This is a genomic window from Kocuria sp. UCD-OTCP, from assembly GCF_000349605.1.
GTDB classification, from domain to species: domain Bacteria; phylum Actinomycetota; class Actinomycetes; order Actinomycetales; family Micrococcaceae; genus Kocuria; species Kocuria rosea.
Genome location: NZ_AOSQ01000028.1, coordinates 15562 through 31039, shown reverse-complemented (window position 1 = coordinate 31039; position 15478 = coordinate 15562). Strand labels below are relative to the sequence as shown.

The 15478-nt window shown below is 75.0% G+C and carries 16 protein-coding genes; 11 read left to right on the top strand and 5 right to left on the bottom strand.

The annotated features are described in order from the left end of the window. The first annotated feature begins 153 nt into the window (after nt 1-153). From rplS to H488_RS29280, 11 genes are all read left to right on the top strand, one after another. Nucleotides 154-558, top strand: coding sequence for a 50S ribosomal protein L19 (gene rplS / locus H488_RS29330; protein ID WP_017833754.1), 405 nt, complete (start codon nt 154-156; stop codon nt 556-558). A 16-nt stretch (nt 559-574) separates the two neighbouring features. Continuing rightward, on the top strand, nt 575-1255 hold the full coding sequence (lepB, locus tag H488_RS29325; protein WP_017833753.1) for a signal peptidase I: 681 nt from the start codon (nt 575-577) through the stop codon (nt 1253-1255). Between the two features lie 62 nt (nt 1256-1317). Continuing rightward, the gene (lepB, locus tag H488_RS29320; protein WP_017833752.1) at nt 1318-2223 is read left to right on the top strand and encodes a signal peptidase I; all 906 of its coding nucleotides are present in this window, start codon (nt 1318-1320) and stop codon (nt 2221-2223) included. Further along, nucleotides 2213-2986, top strand: coding sequence for a ribonuclease HII (locus H488_RS36610; RefSeq protein ID WP_017833751.1), 774 nt, complete (start codon nt 2213-2215; stop codon nt 2984-2986). The genes lepB (H488_RS29320) and H488_RS36610 overlap by 11 nt, the downstream gene beginning before the upstream one ends. Continuing rightward, on the top strand, nt 2983-3327 hold the full coding sequence (locus H488_RS37165; RefSeq protein ID WP_017833750.1) for a DUF2469 domain-containing protein: 345 nt from the start codon (nt 2983-2985) through the stop codon (nt 3325-3327). The genes H488_RS36610 and H488_RS37165 overlap by 4 nt, the downstream gene beginning before the upstream one ends. Before the next feature lie 112 nt (nt 3328-3439). Further along, entirely contained in the window at nt 3440-3808 is a 369-nt protein-coding gene (locus tag H488_RS29305; protein WP_017833749.1) for a YraN family protein, read from the top strand. A 174-nt stretch (nt 3809-3982) separates the two neighbouring features. Further along, on the top strand, nt 3983-5167 hold the full coding sequence (locus H488_RS29300; RefSeq protein ID WP_017833748.1) for a hypothetical protein: 1185 nt from the start codon (nt 3983-3985) through the stop codon (nt 5165-5167). Between the two features lie 165 nt (nt 5168-5332). Further along, nucleotides 5333-6904, top strand: coding sequence for a YifB family Mg chelatase-like AAA ATPase (locus H488_RS29295; protein WP_017833747.1), 1572 nt, complete (start codon nt 5333-5335; stop codon nt 6902-6904). Between the two features lie 57 nt (nt 6905-6961). Then, nucleotides 6962-8170 carry a DNA-processing protein DprA gene (dprA, locus tag H488_RS29290; protein ID WP_017833746.1) on the top strand — a complete coding sequence of 403 codons (1209 nt, stop codon included), beginning with the start codon at nt 6962-6964 and terminating at the stop codon, nt 8168-8170. A gap of 9 nt (nt 8171-8179) precedes the next feature. Continuing rightward, nucleotides 8180-9130: a tyrosine recombinase XerC gene (locus H488_RS29285; RefSeq protein WP_017833745.1), complete on the top strand. Its 951-nt coding sequence runs from the start codon at nt 8180-8182 to the stop codon at nt 9128-9130. A gap of 309 nt (nt 9131-9439) precedes the next feature. Continuing rightward, a complete protein-coding gene (locus H488_RS29280) occupies nt 9440-9943 on the top strand; it encodes a DUF3145 domain-containing protein (protein ID WP_031283140.1) in 504 nt (167 codons plus the stop codon). Nucleotides 9944-10096: 153 nt separating this feature from the next. Here H488_RS29280 and H488_RS29275 read toward each other — a convergent pair whose 3' ends face one another. The 5 genes from H488_RS29275 to H488_RS29255 all read right to left on the bottom strand — a co-directional run bounded on the left by H488_RS29275 (nt 10097) and on the right by H488_RS29255 (nt 15368). Further along, nucleotides 10097-11356, bottom strand: a complete 1260-nt coding sequence (locus H488_RS29275) for a beta-ketoacyl-[acyl-carrier-protein] synthase family protein (RefSeq protein ID WP_017833743.1) — start codon at nt 11354-11356, stop codon at nt 10097-10099. Nucleotides 11357-11467: 111 nt separating this feature from the next. Next, on the bottom strand, nt 11468-11713 hold the full coding sequence (locus H488_RS29270) for an acyl carrier protein (protein ID WP_017833742.1): 246 nt from the start codon (nt 11711-11713) through the stop codon (nt 11468-11470). A gap of 208 nt (nt 11714-11921) precedes the next feature. Beyond that, nucleotides 11922-12989, bottom strand: a complete 1068-nt coding sequence (locus tag H488_RS29265; protein ID WP_017833741.1) for a beta-ketoacyl-ACP synthase III — start codon at nt 12987-12989, stop codon at nt 11922-11924. 111 nt (nt 12990-13100) lie between these two features. Then, nucleotides 13101-14015: an ACP S-malonyltransferase gene (locus H488_RS29260; RefSeq protein ID WP_017833740.1), complete on the bottom strand. Its 915-nt coding sequence runs from the start codon at nt 14013-14015 to the stop codon at nt 13101-13103. A gap of 78 nt (nt 14016-14093) precedes the next feature. Beyond that, on the bottom strand, nt 14094-15368 hold the full coding sequence (locus H488_RS29255; protein ID WP_017833739.1) for a PucR family transcriptional regulator: 1275 nt from the start codon (nt 15366-15368) through the stop codon (nt 14094-14096). Nucleotides 15369-15478: the final 110 nt, after the last annotated feature.

The window sequence follows — 15478 nt, the reverse complement described above, 5'->3', positions numbered from 1 at the left end:
GATGAGCGACCAACAGCCGGACACCCGGGACCCCGAACAGGGCTCCCGTCACCACGTCTTGCGGATCCCGCACCCGGACCGGGCACCGCCCCGCCACCACGGATCCGTGCCGACCCACGTGAGCGACCTGCGGCGTTCACCAGGAGAGTCACCATGAACATTCTCGACCAGCTCGACGCCAAGTCGCTGCGCAGCGACGTCCCCGACTTCCGTCCGGGCGACACCCTCAACGTGCACGTCAACATCGTCGAGGGCAGCCGCTCCCGCGTCCAGGTCTTCAAGGGCTTCGTCCTCGGCCGCCAGGGCGCCGGCGTGCACGAGACCTTCACCGTCCGCAAGGTCTCCTTCGGCGTGGGCGTGGAGCGCACCTTCCCGGTGCACTCCCCGGTCATCGAGAAGATCGAGGTCGTCACCCGCGGTGACGTCCGCCGCGCGAAGCTCTACTACATGCGCGACCGCCACGGCAAGGCCGCCCGCATCCGCGAGAAGCGCGACAACACCACGGCCAAGTCCTCGAAGTCCGGCAAGGCCGTCAAGTCCGGCAAGTCCGGCAAGTAGGACAGCGCGCGCTTCGGTGTCCACCGGAACCCGCGCACGGGACCCCCGCGCCACCGGGTCCCACGCCGTTCGGCGAGAACGCCAGCCCCGTGCTCGGGGCTGGCGTTCCGTCGTCCTCGCCCTCCTGGCGGCCGTGCTGGTCACGGGTCTGCTGCGCGCCTTCGTGCTGGACGTCTACTGGATCGGGTCGGACTCGATGCAGCCCACGGTCGAACCGGGGGACCGGGTGCTCGTGGGCAAGCTCGTCGACGAGGACGCTCTCGAACGGGGCGACCTCGTGGTCTTCGACGGGCGGGGCAGCTTCGCCCCGCTGCACAGCGACGACCCGTGGCCCGTGCAGGTCCTGCAGACCCTCGGCCGGTGGAGCGGGCTCACCGGCTCGGACAGCGTGTACCTCAAGCGGGTCATCGGCACCCCCGGGGACACCGTCGCCTGCTGCGGTCCCTCCGGCCGCCTCGAGGTCGACGGCGAGGAGATCGTCGAGGACTACGTCCTCGACGGGGACCGGCCCAGCGAGGTCGAGTTCACCGCGGTGGTCCCTGAGGGCAGGCTCTGGCTGATGGGCGACCACCGGTCGGTGTCGGTGGACTCGCGCAGCCTGCTCGGCGCGCCCGGTGGCGGACTGGTCCGAGCGGATAAGGTCATCGGAGAACCCATTGCTGTTCTGTGGCCCCGGGACCGGGCCGGGCAGCTCTGACGCGATCCGCACGGATCCGGATCCGGACGCCCACAGGCGTCCGCCCAGGAAGGACGAGAGCAGTGGCCGACAGGACCCAGCCCGCCGGCGACGGCGTGCCCCAGGAGAACCACGGCGTCCACGGTGACGCCGCCGTTCCCGTCCCGGCAGCGCCCACCGCCGACGCGGAGCGCGCCAGCGCACCCCTCGACGGCGCCGAGGACGGGCCGGACCAGGCGTCGTCGCGCCGCGCGGGCCGGCGCTCCTCCGACCGGCGCTCCCGCAAGAAGCGCCCCGACACCTTCTGGGGCTCGGCGCGGGAGATCCTCCTCGTGCTGGTCTGGGCCGTGCTCATCGCGTTCGTGGTGAAGACCCTGCTGGTGCGGGGGTTCTACATCCCCTCCGGCTCGATGGAGAACACCCTCCAGCTCAACGACCGCATCTTCGTCAACGTGCTCGAGCCCACCTTCGGCCCGCTCGAGCGCGGGGACATCGTGGTCTTCGAGGACGCCAAGGGCTGGCTGCCGGCCCAGCCCGACAGCGGGGGCGGGCCGACCGACGCCGTCTACGACGCCCTGGCCTTCGTCGGCGTGCTGCCCGACCGCACCGACCAGCACCTCATCAAGCGCGTCATCGGGGTCGGGGGCGACACCGTGGCGTGCTGCGACGCCTCGGGGCGGGTCACCGTCAACGGGGAGGCCCTCGAGGAGCAGGACGCGTACCTCCACCCCGGGTCCGCGCCCTCGGAGCTCGAGTTCGAGGTCGAGGTCCCCGAGAACCACTACTTCGTGCTGGGCGACCACCGGGACGCGTCCGCCGACGCCCGGGTGCACCTGGCCGAGATCGCGGACAACGGCGCGTTCATCAGCCACGACGACGTCGTCGGGACCGCGTTCGTCATCGCCTGGCCGCTGGACCGGTTCCAGCTGCTGCAGAACCCGGACGAGGTCTTCGCCGACGTCGCCGACCGGTCCGCCGGTGGCTCCTGAGCCCCGGCCGGGCCGGCGCGCGGCGCCGCCCCGGGGCGGGGCCCCGGGGCTCGTCGTCGAGCGGTCCCTGCAGGAGCCGGACGGGCGGCTCGTCGGCGGGATGGACGAGGTGGGCCGCGGGGCCCTCGCCGGACCCGTCACCGCCGGGCTGGTCGTCCTGCGACCCGGGACCGGGCGCGGGGTCCCCGGGCTGCTGGACAGCAAGCTGCTCACCCCTGCACGGCGAGAGGCGCTCGTCCCCCGCATCCTCGCCTGGTGCGCGGCCGCCGGCGTCGGCCACGCCTCGCCGCAGGAGATCGACGGACTCGGGCTGACGGCCGCGCTGCGCCTGGCCGGACACCGGGCGATCGCGGCCGCGGCGCGGCGGGGGACGCCGCCCGACGTCGTGCTCCTCGACGGCGCGCACGACTGGCTCTCGGAGCCCGGCGCCGGGACGCTCTTCGGAGACCCCCCGCCCGCGGCGGACGGCCTCCCGGTGCACGGGTGGGAAGGACAGGTCGTGACCCGCGTCAAGGCCGACCTGACGTGCGCGTCCGTCGCCGCCGCCAGCGTGCTCGCGAAGGTCGAGCGGGACCGGGTCATGGGCGAGCTCTCCGCGGGCTGGCCGCAGTACGGTTGGGACAGCAACAAGGGCTACGGCGCCGTCCGGCACCGCCGCGCCCTCGAGGAGCACGGGACCACGCCGCACCACCGGCTCAGCTGGCGGCTCACGCAGGCGCCGCCCGCGGCCGCGCCGAGCACGATCGGAGACGGGACGACATGAGCGCCGAAGAACTCGAGAACTTCGAGACGGACCTCGAGCTGCAGCTGTACCGCGAGTACCGGGACGTCGCCGGGCTCTTCCAGTTCGTGGTGGAGACGGACCGCCGCTTCTACCTGGCCAACTCGGTCCGGGTCGAGCCGGTCGAGACGAAGAACGGGCTGTACTTCGACGTGGAGCTCAAGGACGCGTGGGTGTGGGACGTCTACCGCTCCGCCCGCTTCGTGAAGCACGTGCACGTCATGAGCTTCAAGGACGTCAACGTGGAGGAGCTCGCCCACGCGGACCCCTTCGCGGTGCCGGGCGCCGCCGGGCCCGTGCCGGAGGGGCCCGCGGCCCCCTGATCCGCCCTGCACACGGCCCCTGGGGCCCCTCGGCGGGGGACCGGCGGGGCGCACGATGAGGGCACCCGACCGGCCGCCGCCGGGACGGCGCCGCCGAGCAGGGAGGTGTCCCGTGTCCGAGGGACTGGGCGCGCGCGGCGAGCTGCTGGCGGCCGCCCACCTCGAGGCGCGGGGGTACCGCGTCCTGGAGCGCAACTGGCGCGCACGGCCCTCCCGGGACGGACTGCGGGGGGAGGCCGACCTCGTCGCGGAGCACGAGGGCTGGGTGGTCGTCGTCGAGGTGAAGACCCGCTCGAGCCTGCGGTACGGGCATCCGTTCGAGTCCATTACGCGGCAGAAGATCGTCCGTCTGCACCGCCTGGCGGCCGCCTGGGCGCGGGCCCACGACCGCGACCCCCGGGTGGTCAGGGTCGATGCCGTTGCAATTACTTTCGCACACGGCGGAGGACCGGAGATCGAGGTCCTGCGTCAGATCCAATGAGACGCGGCGCGCCCGGGCCCGCGTGACATGCCTCGTGCGACGTGCCAATGTTGAACCGTCGATGACCGGGAGTAACGACGGAGGTGTGCTGTGGTCGCTGCGGGACCGCTCGCCGCTCCACGACGCGCTGCGGCTCTCGCGGCGGCTGTCGCGCTGACCGCCACCGGGTGCGGCGTGCTGAAGGCCCCGGAGCCCGACGCGATCGCGCAGCCGGGCACCGTGACCACCGCGCCCAGCGGTCTCAGCCCGGGCCCGTACGCCCTCACCACCGACGAGGGCGCGGTCATCACCTTCGACCTGCCCACCGTGCCGGCCCCCGACGACGACGTCGAGCAGCTGCGGCGGGACCTGAACGTGGAGCCGGTGGTCTACGTGGAGCTGCACATCGACAACACCGAGGGCACCCGCACCGTCCAGATCGACGACCTCAAGGTGATCAGCCACGAGGGCGGGCAGTTCCCGTTCGAGCCGGTCGCCGAGGTCCTCTCCGACTGGGACCCCAACCGGTCCGGGGAGGGCGGCTTCTGGGGCGCCGACGGCTCCCCCCTCGACCCGCAGGAGGGCGCCCGGCTCGACGCCCGCACGCACGAGCTGATCGCCCAGTACACCGGTGCTGTCCCGGTCGGCGCCACGGGCCGGGAGCTCATGGTCGGCGACTTCGAGAGGCTGCCGAAGACCTTCGACGACATCGAGCTGTCCCCGTACCCCAACGACCGGTCACAGGACCCCGCCCCGGTCGGGCACGGGCCCGAGCAGCGCCAGTACCGGGCCGGGGTGCCGAAGCCGGCGCCCCGGGAGCGGATCGAGGCGGAACCGGCGCCGGCACCGGCGGCACCCGAACCCGCCCGTCCCGCCGCGCAGCCGCCTCGCGTGCCTGCCGCGCCGGTGCCGGCCGAACCCGCACCGGCCCCCGAGCCCGAGCCGGCGGCGCCGCAGCCGCCGGTGGAACCGGCGAACCCCCAGCAGCCGGTGGATCCGGTGATCCCTCCCGTCGTCCCTCCCGTCATGCCTCCCGCGGAGCCGACGCCGGAGCCCACGCCGCCGCCCGTTCCCCCGGTCACCCCACCGCCGGAGGAGACGATGCCTCCCGCCGAGAACCCCGACAGGGGCGAGGTCCCCACCCCGGGGCCCACCGCCGGCGCGTCGGCCTCGCCCTCGCCGAGCACCTCCAGGCGCTGGAACTGGCCCCCGCGCCCGGAGTCCACGCCGACGCCCGCGCCGTCGGCCTCGACCACCGCTCCGTCGCCCGCTCCGTCCCCCACGGCGACACCCACCCCCACGGCCTCCACGGGCGCTCCGTCACCGGCCGCGACGCCCGGGCCGTCACCCTCGCTCCCCAGCGGGGCCGAACTGGCCTGAGCCGGCGGACTTCTCCACCGTCGGGCGGGCGACACCGCCGCGCTCCGCCGGCACGGCACAGTCTGGGAACGAGGAGGTTCCCATGCACCGTCGTCGTCCCCTTCCGTTCCCCGTCCCCGGGCGCCGCCCCCGGGACCCCGTCGCGCCCGCCACCGGGGTGCGCTGATGGGCTTCGCACGCACCTGGGCGGTGGCCCTGGTCGGGCTCGACGGGTCGATGGTGGAGGTCGAGGCGGACATCGGGCAGACCCTGCCCGCCTTCTCCATCGTGGGGCTGCCGGACGCCGCGCTCAACGAGGCGAGGGAACGGCTGCGGGCGGCGGCGCGCAACAGCGGGATGCCCCTGAGCCCGCGCAAGCTCACGGTCAACCTGACCCCCGCGACGCTGCCCAAGCGGGGATCCCTCTTCGACCTCGCCATCGTGATGAGCGCCCTGCAGGCCGCCGGTGACGTGCCCGCAACCGGACGGACCGTCTTCCTGGCCGAACTGGGCCTGGACGGGGCGCTGCGGCCGGTGCGCGGCATCCTGCCGGCGGTCATGGCCGCCGTGCGCGCCGGGCACGAGCGGATCGTCGTCCCGGCGGCCAACGCGGCGGAGGCGGGGCTGGTCCCCGGCGCACGGGTGGAGGGCTTCGGCTGCCTCGCCGACGTGCTCGCCGGCGCCGGAGCCGATCCCGCCGGTCTGTGCCGGCCGGCACCTGCCGGGTCCGTCCCGGGCGGGGCAGCGCCGGGCCTGCCCGGGACGGAGGGCGCGGCGACCGACCCCGCAGCCCGCGCCGCACCGGATCTCGCCGACGTCGCCGGGCAGGCCGACGGGCGCCTGGCCCTGGAGATCGCCGCCGCCGGCGGGCACCACCTGCTCATGGTGGGCCCACCAGGATCCGGCAAGACGATGCTCGCCGAGCGGCTCCCGGGCCTGCTGCCGGACCTCGAGGACGACGCCGCGATGGAGGTGACGGCTGTCCACTCGCTCAACGGGGCCGCCGGGCGGTGCACCGCCCTGATCCGGCGCCCTCCGTTCGAGGCGCCGCACCACACCGCCTCGGCGGCCGCCCTGTTCGGGGGCGGGTCCGGGATCCCGCGCCCGGGTGCCGCCTCCCGGGCGCACCGCGGCGTCCTGTTCCTCGACGAGGCCCCCGAGTTCGACCGCGGGGTCGTCGACGCACTGCGCCAGCCCCTCGAGAACGGCCGGGTCGTGATCGACCGGTCCACGGCCTCGGCGGTCTATCCGGCCCGCTTCCAGCTGGTGCTCGCGGCGAACCCCTGCCCGTGCGGGCAGGCCGGGGGCCGCGGCGCCGACTGCACGTGCACCCCACGGATGCGCCGCAGCTACTTCGGCAAGCTGAGCGGTCCGCTGCTGGACCGGGTGGACCTGCAGATCGCGGTGCCGAAGGTCTCCTACGGCGAGCTCGCCGCCGGGGCGGGACAGGGGGAGAGCACGGCGGAGGTCGCCGTGCGCGTGGCCCGGGCGCGGGCGGCCCAGGCGGAGCGTCTGCGCGGCCTCGGGCTGCGCACGAACGCCGAGCTGGGGGGCAGCCTCCTGCACGGTGCCCTGCGTCCCCCGCGCCCGGTCACCGCCCCGCTGGAGCGGGCCATGGACCGAGGCTCGCTGACCGCCCGAGGGCACCAGCGGGTGCTCCGGGTCGCCTGGACGCTGGCCGACCTGGAGGGCCGGGGTGTCCCGGTGCTCGACGACGTCGACACCGCGCTGTACTTCCGCTCCCTCGTCCCGGCCTGAGCGCCGCCGCATCCGCCCCGTCCCGCCCCGTCCCGTCCGCGACAGGAAGGCCCCGCCATGCACTCCGCCCCGCCCGGCACACGCTCCGGCCACGACCCGCTGCTGCTGGCCCGCGCCGGGCTGTCCCGGCTCGTGGAGCCGACCGACGCCACCGCCATGCTGCTGCTGGCGGCGCTCGGACCGGTCGCCGCGCTCGAGATCGCCACGGGGACGCGCCCCATCGGCGCCGGGGAGCACCCGGTGTTCGTGCGGGCGGCCGCCGAGGCCGGGTACGGTCCCCGGCAGGTCGACCTCCGGCGCGCCCTGGCCCGCTGGGCGCCCCGGGCGGCGGACCTCGACCCCTCCGCCGACCTGGGGATCGCCGCCCGGGCGGGAGCGTGGTTCGCGATCCCCGAGGACCCCGACTGGCCCGCGGCGCTGGCCGACCTGGGCCTGTTCCAGCCGGTGGGCCTGTGGGGACGCGGCGACCGGCGGGTCCTCGGCTTCCCCGCCGCCCGCTCCGTCGCCGTCGTCGGCTCCCGGGACTGCTCGACCTACGGCCGGCAGGTCGCCCTGGATATCGCCGGCGCCCTGGCCGCCCGCGGCTGGACGGTGGTCTCCGGCGGTGCCCACGGCATCGACCAGGCCGCCCACTCGGCCGCGCTGGCCACCGGCACCGCGCACCCGCCCACGGTGTCGGTCATGGCGTGCGGGATCGACCGCCTCTATCCTCCGGGCAACCACGAACTGCTCCACCGGGTCGAGGCCGCCGGGCTGCTGCTGGCCGAGGCCGCCCCCGGGTGCACGCCCAGCCGCTACCGCTTCCTCCAGCGCAACCGGATCATCGCCGCCCTCTCCGCCGGCACGGTGGTGGTCGAGGCCCGGTGGCGGTCCGGGGCGCAGAACACGGCCCACCACGCGGACGGGCTCAGCCGCCCGGTTGGCGCGGTGCCCGGCAGCGTCCACGCCGGCACCTCCGCCGGCTGCCACCGGCTGGTGCGGGAGGGCACCGCCGTCCTGGTCACGGACGTCGACGAGGTGCTCGAGCTCGTCCAGCCCCTCGGGACGGCGCCGGCGCCCGACCGCCCCGCCCCGGCCTCCGTCGTCGACGGGCTCTCGGACCGGGACCGCGTGCTCCTCGACGCGCTGCCCCTGAGGGGGCGCAGCCGCCCGGACCACCTGTCCCGCGTCGCCGGCCTGTCCGTCCGCGAGGTGCTGGGCGGGCTGCGCCGGCTCGAGGAGCGCGGCCTGGCGGAGGGGGCGGGGGAGGGGTGGCGCCGCCGCTAGAATCGCCGCATGACCTCCGACGCCGCCCCGCTGCCCACGGCCGTGGTCCGGGCCCTGGAGCGGTACACGGACCACCTGGTGCACGAGCTGGCGCGCAGCCCCCGCACCGTGGACGCCTACACGGGCGACCTCCGTGCCCTCTTCACCTGGCTGCACGCCCGGTACGGGGTCGCCGCGCCGGCCGCCGTGGACCTGGAGATGCTCCGGGCCTGGCTGGCCGCCCGGCACGCCGAGGGGGCGGGCCGCTCGTCCATGGCCCGCTGGACGGCGTCGGTCCGCGGTTTCTTCGGCTGGGCCGCCGGCACCGGCCTGGTGGGCGCCGACCCCAGCCTGCGGCTCGTCGCCCCGCGCCGCCGGCGCCACCTCCCGGACGTCGTGCCCGCCGACGGGATGCGCGAGCTGCTGGACGATCTCGCGGCCCGCTCCACCGAGCCCGGGACCGCGGGGGTGGAGGGCGCGCTCGTCGCCCGGGACCGCGCCCTCCTCGAGCTGCTCTACGCCACCGGTGCGCGGGTGGGCGAGCTCACGGGTGCCGACGTCGACGACGTCGACCGCTCCCGCCGCGTCCTCACGGTGATCGGCAAGGGCGACAAGCAGCGCACGGTGCCCTTCGGCCGCCCCGCCGACGACGCGCTGCAGCTCTGGCTGGCCCGCCGGCCCGTGCTGGCCGCGGCGGGCAGCGGGCCGGCGCTGTTCCTCGGGTCCCGGGGCGGCCGGATCGACGCCCGACAGGTCCGGCGCGTCGTGGAGCGGGAGCTCGGCACCGTCCCCGACACCGCCGCCCGGGGTCCGCACGCCCTGCGCCACTCGGCGGCCACGCACCTCGTGGACGGCGGCGCCGACCTGCGCACGGTGCAGGAGCTGCTGGGGCACGCCTCCGTGGCGACCACCCAGATCTACACGCACGTCTCCGTGGACCGCCTGGGAACCGTCTACCGTCAGGCCCACCCCCGGGCCTGACGTGCGCCGGGGCGGAGGATCGCGGAGCAACACGGCGTCCCGGGTTGACGCCCGTGGAATGTTTGCAGTTGAATGAGTGGCGTATTGTACTCGACGTCCCGGACACGGCAACACGCTCGGAGCCGGCCGGAACGACGGGTGCGGCACCCGGGCGACCGGACGCCGCGCGGGCCTCGAATCCCCGCGGCGGGACGCGAGCCCGGACAACAGCATCGTCCGGTCGCGGCACGCTCGCCGCGGCCCGACGGGTGGGACCGCTTCCGTGCAGGGCGTTGGGGAAGACGTACCTACACGACGGAGGAACAGGTCATGTCTGCACCCACCACGCGCGGAGTGCTCTACGTGCACTCGGCTCCGCGAGCGCTGTGCCCGCACATCCAGTGGGCGCTGGAGTCGGTCGCGCGCCAGCGCACGGAGCTCGAGTGGACCCAGCAGAACGCCGAGCCCGGTTCCGTGCGCGCCGAGCTGGAGTGGTCCGGACCCGCGGGGACCGGCGCCCTCCTCGCCTCGGCGCTGCGCACGATGGGCCGCCTCCGGTTCGAGGTCACCGAGAACCCGTGCCGCGGCCACGACGGCGCCCGCTGGTCCTTCACCCCCGACCTCGGGATCTTCCACGCGACCACGGACGCCGCCGGCAACATCATGGTCTCCGAGGACCGGATCCGCTACGCCTACGAGACGGCGGCCGGCAACCCGCTGCTCGTCATCAACGAGCTCTCCCTCGCCCTGGGGGAGGCCTGGGACGAGGAGCTCGAGCCCTTCCGGCACGCTGCGGAGGGCGCCCCGGTGCGCTGGCTGCACCGCGTCGGCTGAGCCCCCGCGGCCCCGCCCCGCCTCCGGGGGCACGGGGCCCGCAGCGCGCCGGAGGGCCGTCCCGCGATCAGCGGGACGGCCCTCTTCCGTGCGTCCGAACGGTCTGCGCCCGGACGAGCTGCGCCCGACGGTGCGGGCGCGGCGGGCGTGCGCTCAGACGGTGCGGAACGCGGCGACCGCGTTGTGGCCGCCGAAGCCGAAGGAGTTGGACACGGCCACGAAGTCCCCGGAGGGAAGGTCGCGGGCGTCGGTGACGACGTCGAGGTCGATCTCCGGGTCCTGGTTCTCCAGGTTGATGGTGCAGGGCGCGGTGCGGTGGTGGACGGCGAGCACGGTGAGCACGGCCTCGACGGCGCCCGAGCCGCCCAGGATGTGGCCCGTCATCGACTTGGTCGCCGAGACGCACATGTCGTCCACCGCCGAGCCGAACGCCCGGCGCAGGGCGCCGGCCTCGGGGGCGTCGCCCTTGGGCGTGGAGGTCGCGTGGGCGTTGACGTGCTTGACGTCGGCCGGACCGAACTCACCGGTCTCCATGGCCTCCGCGAGGGCGCGGGCCGCCCCGCGGCCCTCCTCGTCGGGCGCGGTGATGTGGTAGGCGTCCGAGGTGAGGCCGGCGCCGGCGAGCTCGGCGTAGATCCGTGCGCCGCGGGCGCGGGCGTGCTCCTCCGACTCGAGGACCACGGCACCGGCGCCCTCGCCCATCACGAACCCGTCGCGGGCCGTGTCGTAGGGGCGGGAGGCGCGCTCCGGCTCGTCGTTGCGCTTCGACAGCGCCTGCATGGAGGCGAACGCCGCGATGGTCACGGGGTGGATCGCGGACTCGGCGCCGCCCACCACCACGAGGTCCGCCTTGCCGGAGCGGATGAGGTTCATGCCCTGGTAGAAGGCCTCCGTGCCGGAGGCGCACGCGGAGACGGGCGTGATGGACGCGGCCCGGGCCTTGAGGTCCATGCCGACGGCCGCCGCGTTGCCGTTGGGCATCAGCATGGGGACGGTGAGGGGCATGACGCGCCGGGCGCCGCGCTTCTGGAGGGTGTCGTAGGCGTCCAGCAGGGTCCAGACCCCGCCGATGCCGGTGCCGAAGGCCACGGCGAAGCGGTCCGGGTCGACCTCCTCGGAGGTCTCTGCGTTGTTGCCGGAGAAGCCGGCGTCGGCCCACGCCTCGCGGGCGGCGATGACGGACAGCTGCCCGGAGGGGTCCAGACGCTTGGCCTCGACCCGGGAGAGCACCTCGCTGGCGGGGGTCGAGACGGGCGCGGCGATCCGCACGCCCAGATCGTAGGTGTCCACCCAGTCGTGCTCGATGGCTCTGACACCGGAGACGCCCGTGGTGGCGCTGCGCCACAGCTCGGGGACGGTGCCACCGATCGGGGTGGTGGCACCGAGACCGGTGACGACTACTTTGCGGGTCATGACTGCACTTCCTCGTGTCCTGGGGTGATGCGGCGGGCGGCCCGCCCGGTCGCGGGTCGGTGCGGCGCGGCGGATCCTGCGGTCCGCCGCGCCCCGCACCGACCGGCCGGATCAGGCCTGGGCGTTGTCGATGAAGTTGACGGCGTCCTCGACGGTCTTGAGGTTCTTGACCTCTTCGTCGGGGATGGTCACGTCGAACTTCTCCTCGGCGTTGACCACGATGGTCATCATCGAGATGGAGTCGATGTCGAGGTCCTCGGTGAAGGACTTGTCCAGCTGGACGGCCTCGGTCTCGAGGCCGGTCTCCTCGTTGACGATCTCGGCCAGGCCGGTCAGGATTTCCTCTTTGCTCGCCATGGTGGCTTCCTTTCTCTGCGGCTGCCGGAGCAGCCGGTGGTGACGTGCGCCCCGGGCAGGTGCCGGGTGCATCTGTCCCGGTCGGGCCGTGGGCCCGGACCGGGGGACATCGGGTGTGCGGTTCAACCCTACGACGACTCGCAGGGCCCCGCGGCGGCACCGACACGTGGGCAGGACCCCGGGGGCCCGGTCCGCGTGCCGGCGGCGGTCAGGGGAGGACGACGACCTGCGCCCCGTAGACGAGGCCGGCGCCGAAGCCGATCTGCAGCGCCAGCTTCCCGGACAGCTCCGGGTGCTCGGCGAGCAGGCGGTGCGTGGCGAGGGGCACGGAGGCGGCGGACGTGTTGCCGGAGTCGGCGATGTCCCGGGCGATGACCACGGACTCGGGGAGCTTGAGCGTCTTGGCCATCTGGTCGATGATCCGCATGTTCGCCTGGTGGGGGATGAAGGCGCTCAGGTCCTCGGGCCGCACCCCGGCCACGTCCATGGCCTCCTGCGCGCGCTTGGCGACCTCCCACGAGGCCCAGCGGAAGACCGTCTGCCCGTCCTGGCGCAGGGTCGGCCAGAGGGCGGCGTCCTCGCGCACCGCGCCGGTCTCCGGGTCGAGGAGGTCGGGGGACTGGGCCCGCTCGCGCCCCTGCTCCACCGCCCGGATGTCGGTGAGCGGGTGGGTCATCCGGATGGCGTCCCACTTGGAGCCGTCGGAGCCCCACACGGACGGGCCGATGCCGGGGGTGTCGGAGGGGCCGATGACCACGGCGCCCGCGCCGTCGCCGAGCAGGAAGGAGATGGAGCGCTCGCTGTTGTCGATGACGTCGGAGAGCTTCTCCACGCCGATGACCAGCACGTAGTCGGCCGCGCCCGAGCGGACGAGCGCGTCGGCCTGGGCGACGCCGTAGCAGTACCCGGCGCAGGCCGCCGAGATGTCGAAGGCCGGTGCCGGGGTGGCGCCCAGGCGGTCCGCCAGGGCCGCGGCGGCGGACGGCGTGAGGTAGGGGAAGGAGATCGTGGAGACGATGACCGCCCCGAGCTGCGAGGCCTCGATGCCGGCCGCGGCCAGCGCCTCGCGGGCGGCGTGCTCGGACATGTCGAGGACGCTCACGTCCTCGGCGGCGCGGTGCCGGGTCCTGATGCCGGTGCGCTGCTGGATCCACTCGTCCGAGGACTCGATCCACTGGCAGACGTCGTCGTTGGTCACCACCACGTCCGGGCGGTAGACGCCCAGGCCGAGGATCCGGGAGTGCGCGTTGGTCTGTTGCTGCTTCAGGGTCACCACAGGGGTCGTTGCTCCTTCGTGCGGCCGGGCGGGACGGACGGGCCGGCTGGGCGGGGCGGAACGGCTGCTCCGGCCTCGGGACGGGCGGCGCACGAGGTGCGCGCGCGGACGTCAGTCAAGAATACTCCTGGCCTGCTCCAGCTCCGCCGCGGAGTTCACGGCCAGGGCCGGGACGCCCTTCATGCCCCGCTTGGCCAGGCCGACGAGGGTGCCCGCCGGCGGGAGCTCGACGAGCTGCTCGACGCCGCGCTCCAGGAGCGTCCGCGTGCACAGGTCCCAGCGCACGGGCCGGCAGACCTGGGCCACGAGCGACTCGAGGTTGGCGGCGCCGCCGCTCACGGGCTCGCCGTCGGCGTTGGAGAGCAGCGGGTGCACGGGGTCGGCGGGCGAGAGCCGGGGGACCAGCTCGTGCAGGGGCTCCAGGGCCGGGGCCATGTGCTCGGTGTGGAAGGCGCCGGCCACCTTGAGGGGGATCACCCGGGCGCGGGCCGGCGGGGCCGCGGCGAGGGCGGCCAGCTGCTCGAGGGTGCCGGCGGCCACGGTCTGCCCGCCCCCGTTGGCGTTGGCGGGCGTCAGGCCCGCGGCCTCGATGGCGGCGAGGACCTCGTCCTCCTTGCCGCCGAGCACGGCGCTCATGCCGGTGGGGACGGAGGCAGCCGCCCGGGCCATGGCGTTGGCCCGGGTGCGCACGAAGGCCATGGCGTCGGCCTCGGTGAGGGCGCCGGCCAGGGCGGAGGCGGTGATCTCACCCACCGAGTGCCCCGCGAAGACCAGGTCGTCCCGGCCGGGGCCGATCCGGTCGCTGAGCAGCCGGCCCGCGACGAGGCCCGCGGCGACGATCAGGGGCTGGGCCACCGCGGTGTCCTTGATGGTGTCCTCGTCGGCCTCGGTGCCGTAGTGCACGAGGTCGAGTCCTGCGGCCTCGCCCAGCTCCTCGAGGTGGGCGCGGACGCCGTCGAGGGCGAGCCATTCGGTGAGGAAGCCGGGTTTCTGGGAGCCCTGTCCGGGGCAGACGATCGCGATCACCGCTACAGCTTCGCAAGGATGGGCCCCCGCGCGGTGGCCCGGAGGCCACCAAGCCCGGCGGCGGTGTTTGTAGGGATGCTACAAGACGGGTCCCACGGCGGGGGCGGAGGTGTCGATGGGGGCGCACGAGTCCGCGAGCCGGCCCGCCACGAGGGCGCAGTGCAGCACGAACGCGTCGCGGGGGACCAGGGGGTCCCAGCCGGTGAGGTCGCTGATCCGGCGCAGCCGGTAGCGCACCGTGTTGGCGTGCACGAACAGCTCCCGGGCGGTGGCCTCGAGGGAGTGGCCGACGGAGACGTAGGCGGACAGGGTCTCCACGAGCCCGGTCGCGGAGCGCGTCAGCGGGCGGTAGACCGACTCGACCATCGCCGTGCGCGCGCTCTCGTCCCCGGCCATGGCCCGCTCCGGCCACAGGTCCTCGGAGTGCACCGGGCAGGGCGCCGCAGGCCAGGCCGGCGCCACGGACAGGGCGGCGTGGGCGAGCCGGGCGGCGCGTCCCGCCGCGAAGACCGTGGGGGACTCCGGGCCGTAGGCCACCGGTCCCGGCCCGAACGCGGCGGCGAGCTTCTCGAGGGCGAGGTCCCGGTCGGACAGCCCTCCGAGGATGAGCACGAGCCGGTCGCCCTGGATGGAGACGAGGGAGTCCTGCGCGTGGCGGCCGGCGAGCCTGCGCAGCCGGGCCACGGTGGACGGGCCGGCGCCCTCGGGCGCGGAGCCCGTGAGCACGGTGACCGGGCCCGTCGAGGTCCAGCCCAGGGCCGCGACGCGGGAGCGCAGCGCGTCGGAGTGCTCCCCCCGGAGGATCCCGTCGACCACGAGGGACTCCAGCCGGGCGTCCCACGACCCGCGGTTCTCGGCGGCGCGGGCGTAGACGTCCGCGGCGGCGAAGGCGATCTCCCGCGAGTAGCGCAGCACGGCCTCCCGCAGCGCGGCCTCGTCGTGGTGCTTGGCGAGCTCCGGGACCTTCTCCTCCACGACGTCCACGACGATCCGCAGCAGCTGCAGGGCGTGCTGGAGGGAGATGGAGCGGGTCAGGTCCGTGGGGGCGCCCCGGAAGACCTGGGTGAGCACCCACAGGGGCTCCTCCGGGTCCTCGTACCAGCGCACGAACGAGGAGATGCCCCGCTGGGCCACGAGGCCCAGCTCGGAGCGCTCGTCGGCGCGCAGCTCCTCGAACCAGCCGAGGTCCGTCTCGAGCCGGCGGGTCGCGACCGTGGAGATCGCGCCCAGGTTGGCCTTGAGGTTCTCGAGCGTCCTGGGGTGGGGAGGGGCGACGGGACGGTGCCGGTCGGTGGACCGTCTGCGCGAGGGGCGCAGCCAGCGTGTCGTGGTGTTCCCGTCCTGTCCAGCCATGCCTCCGAGCTTAGAGCACCGGATCGCCGCCCCGGGCCCGGGACGACGACGGCGCCCCGCCCACCCGGACGCGGGTGGGCGGGGCGCCGTGGTGCACCGGAGGGCTCGGC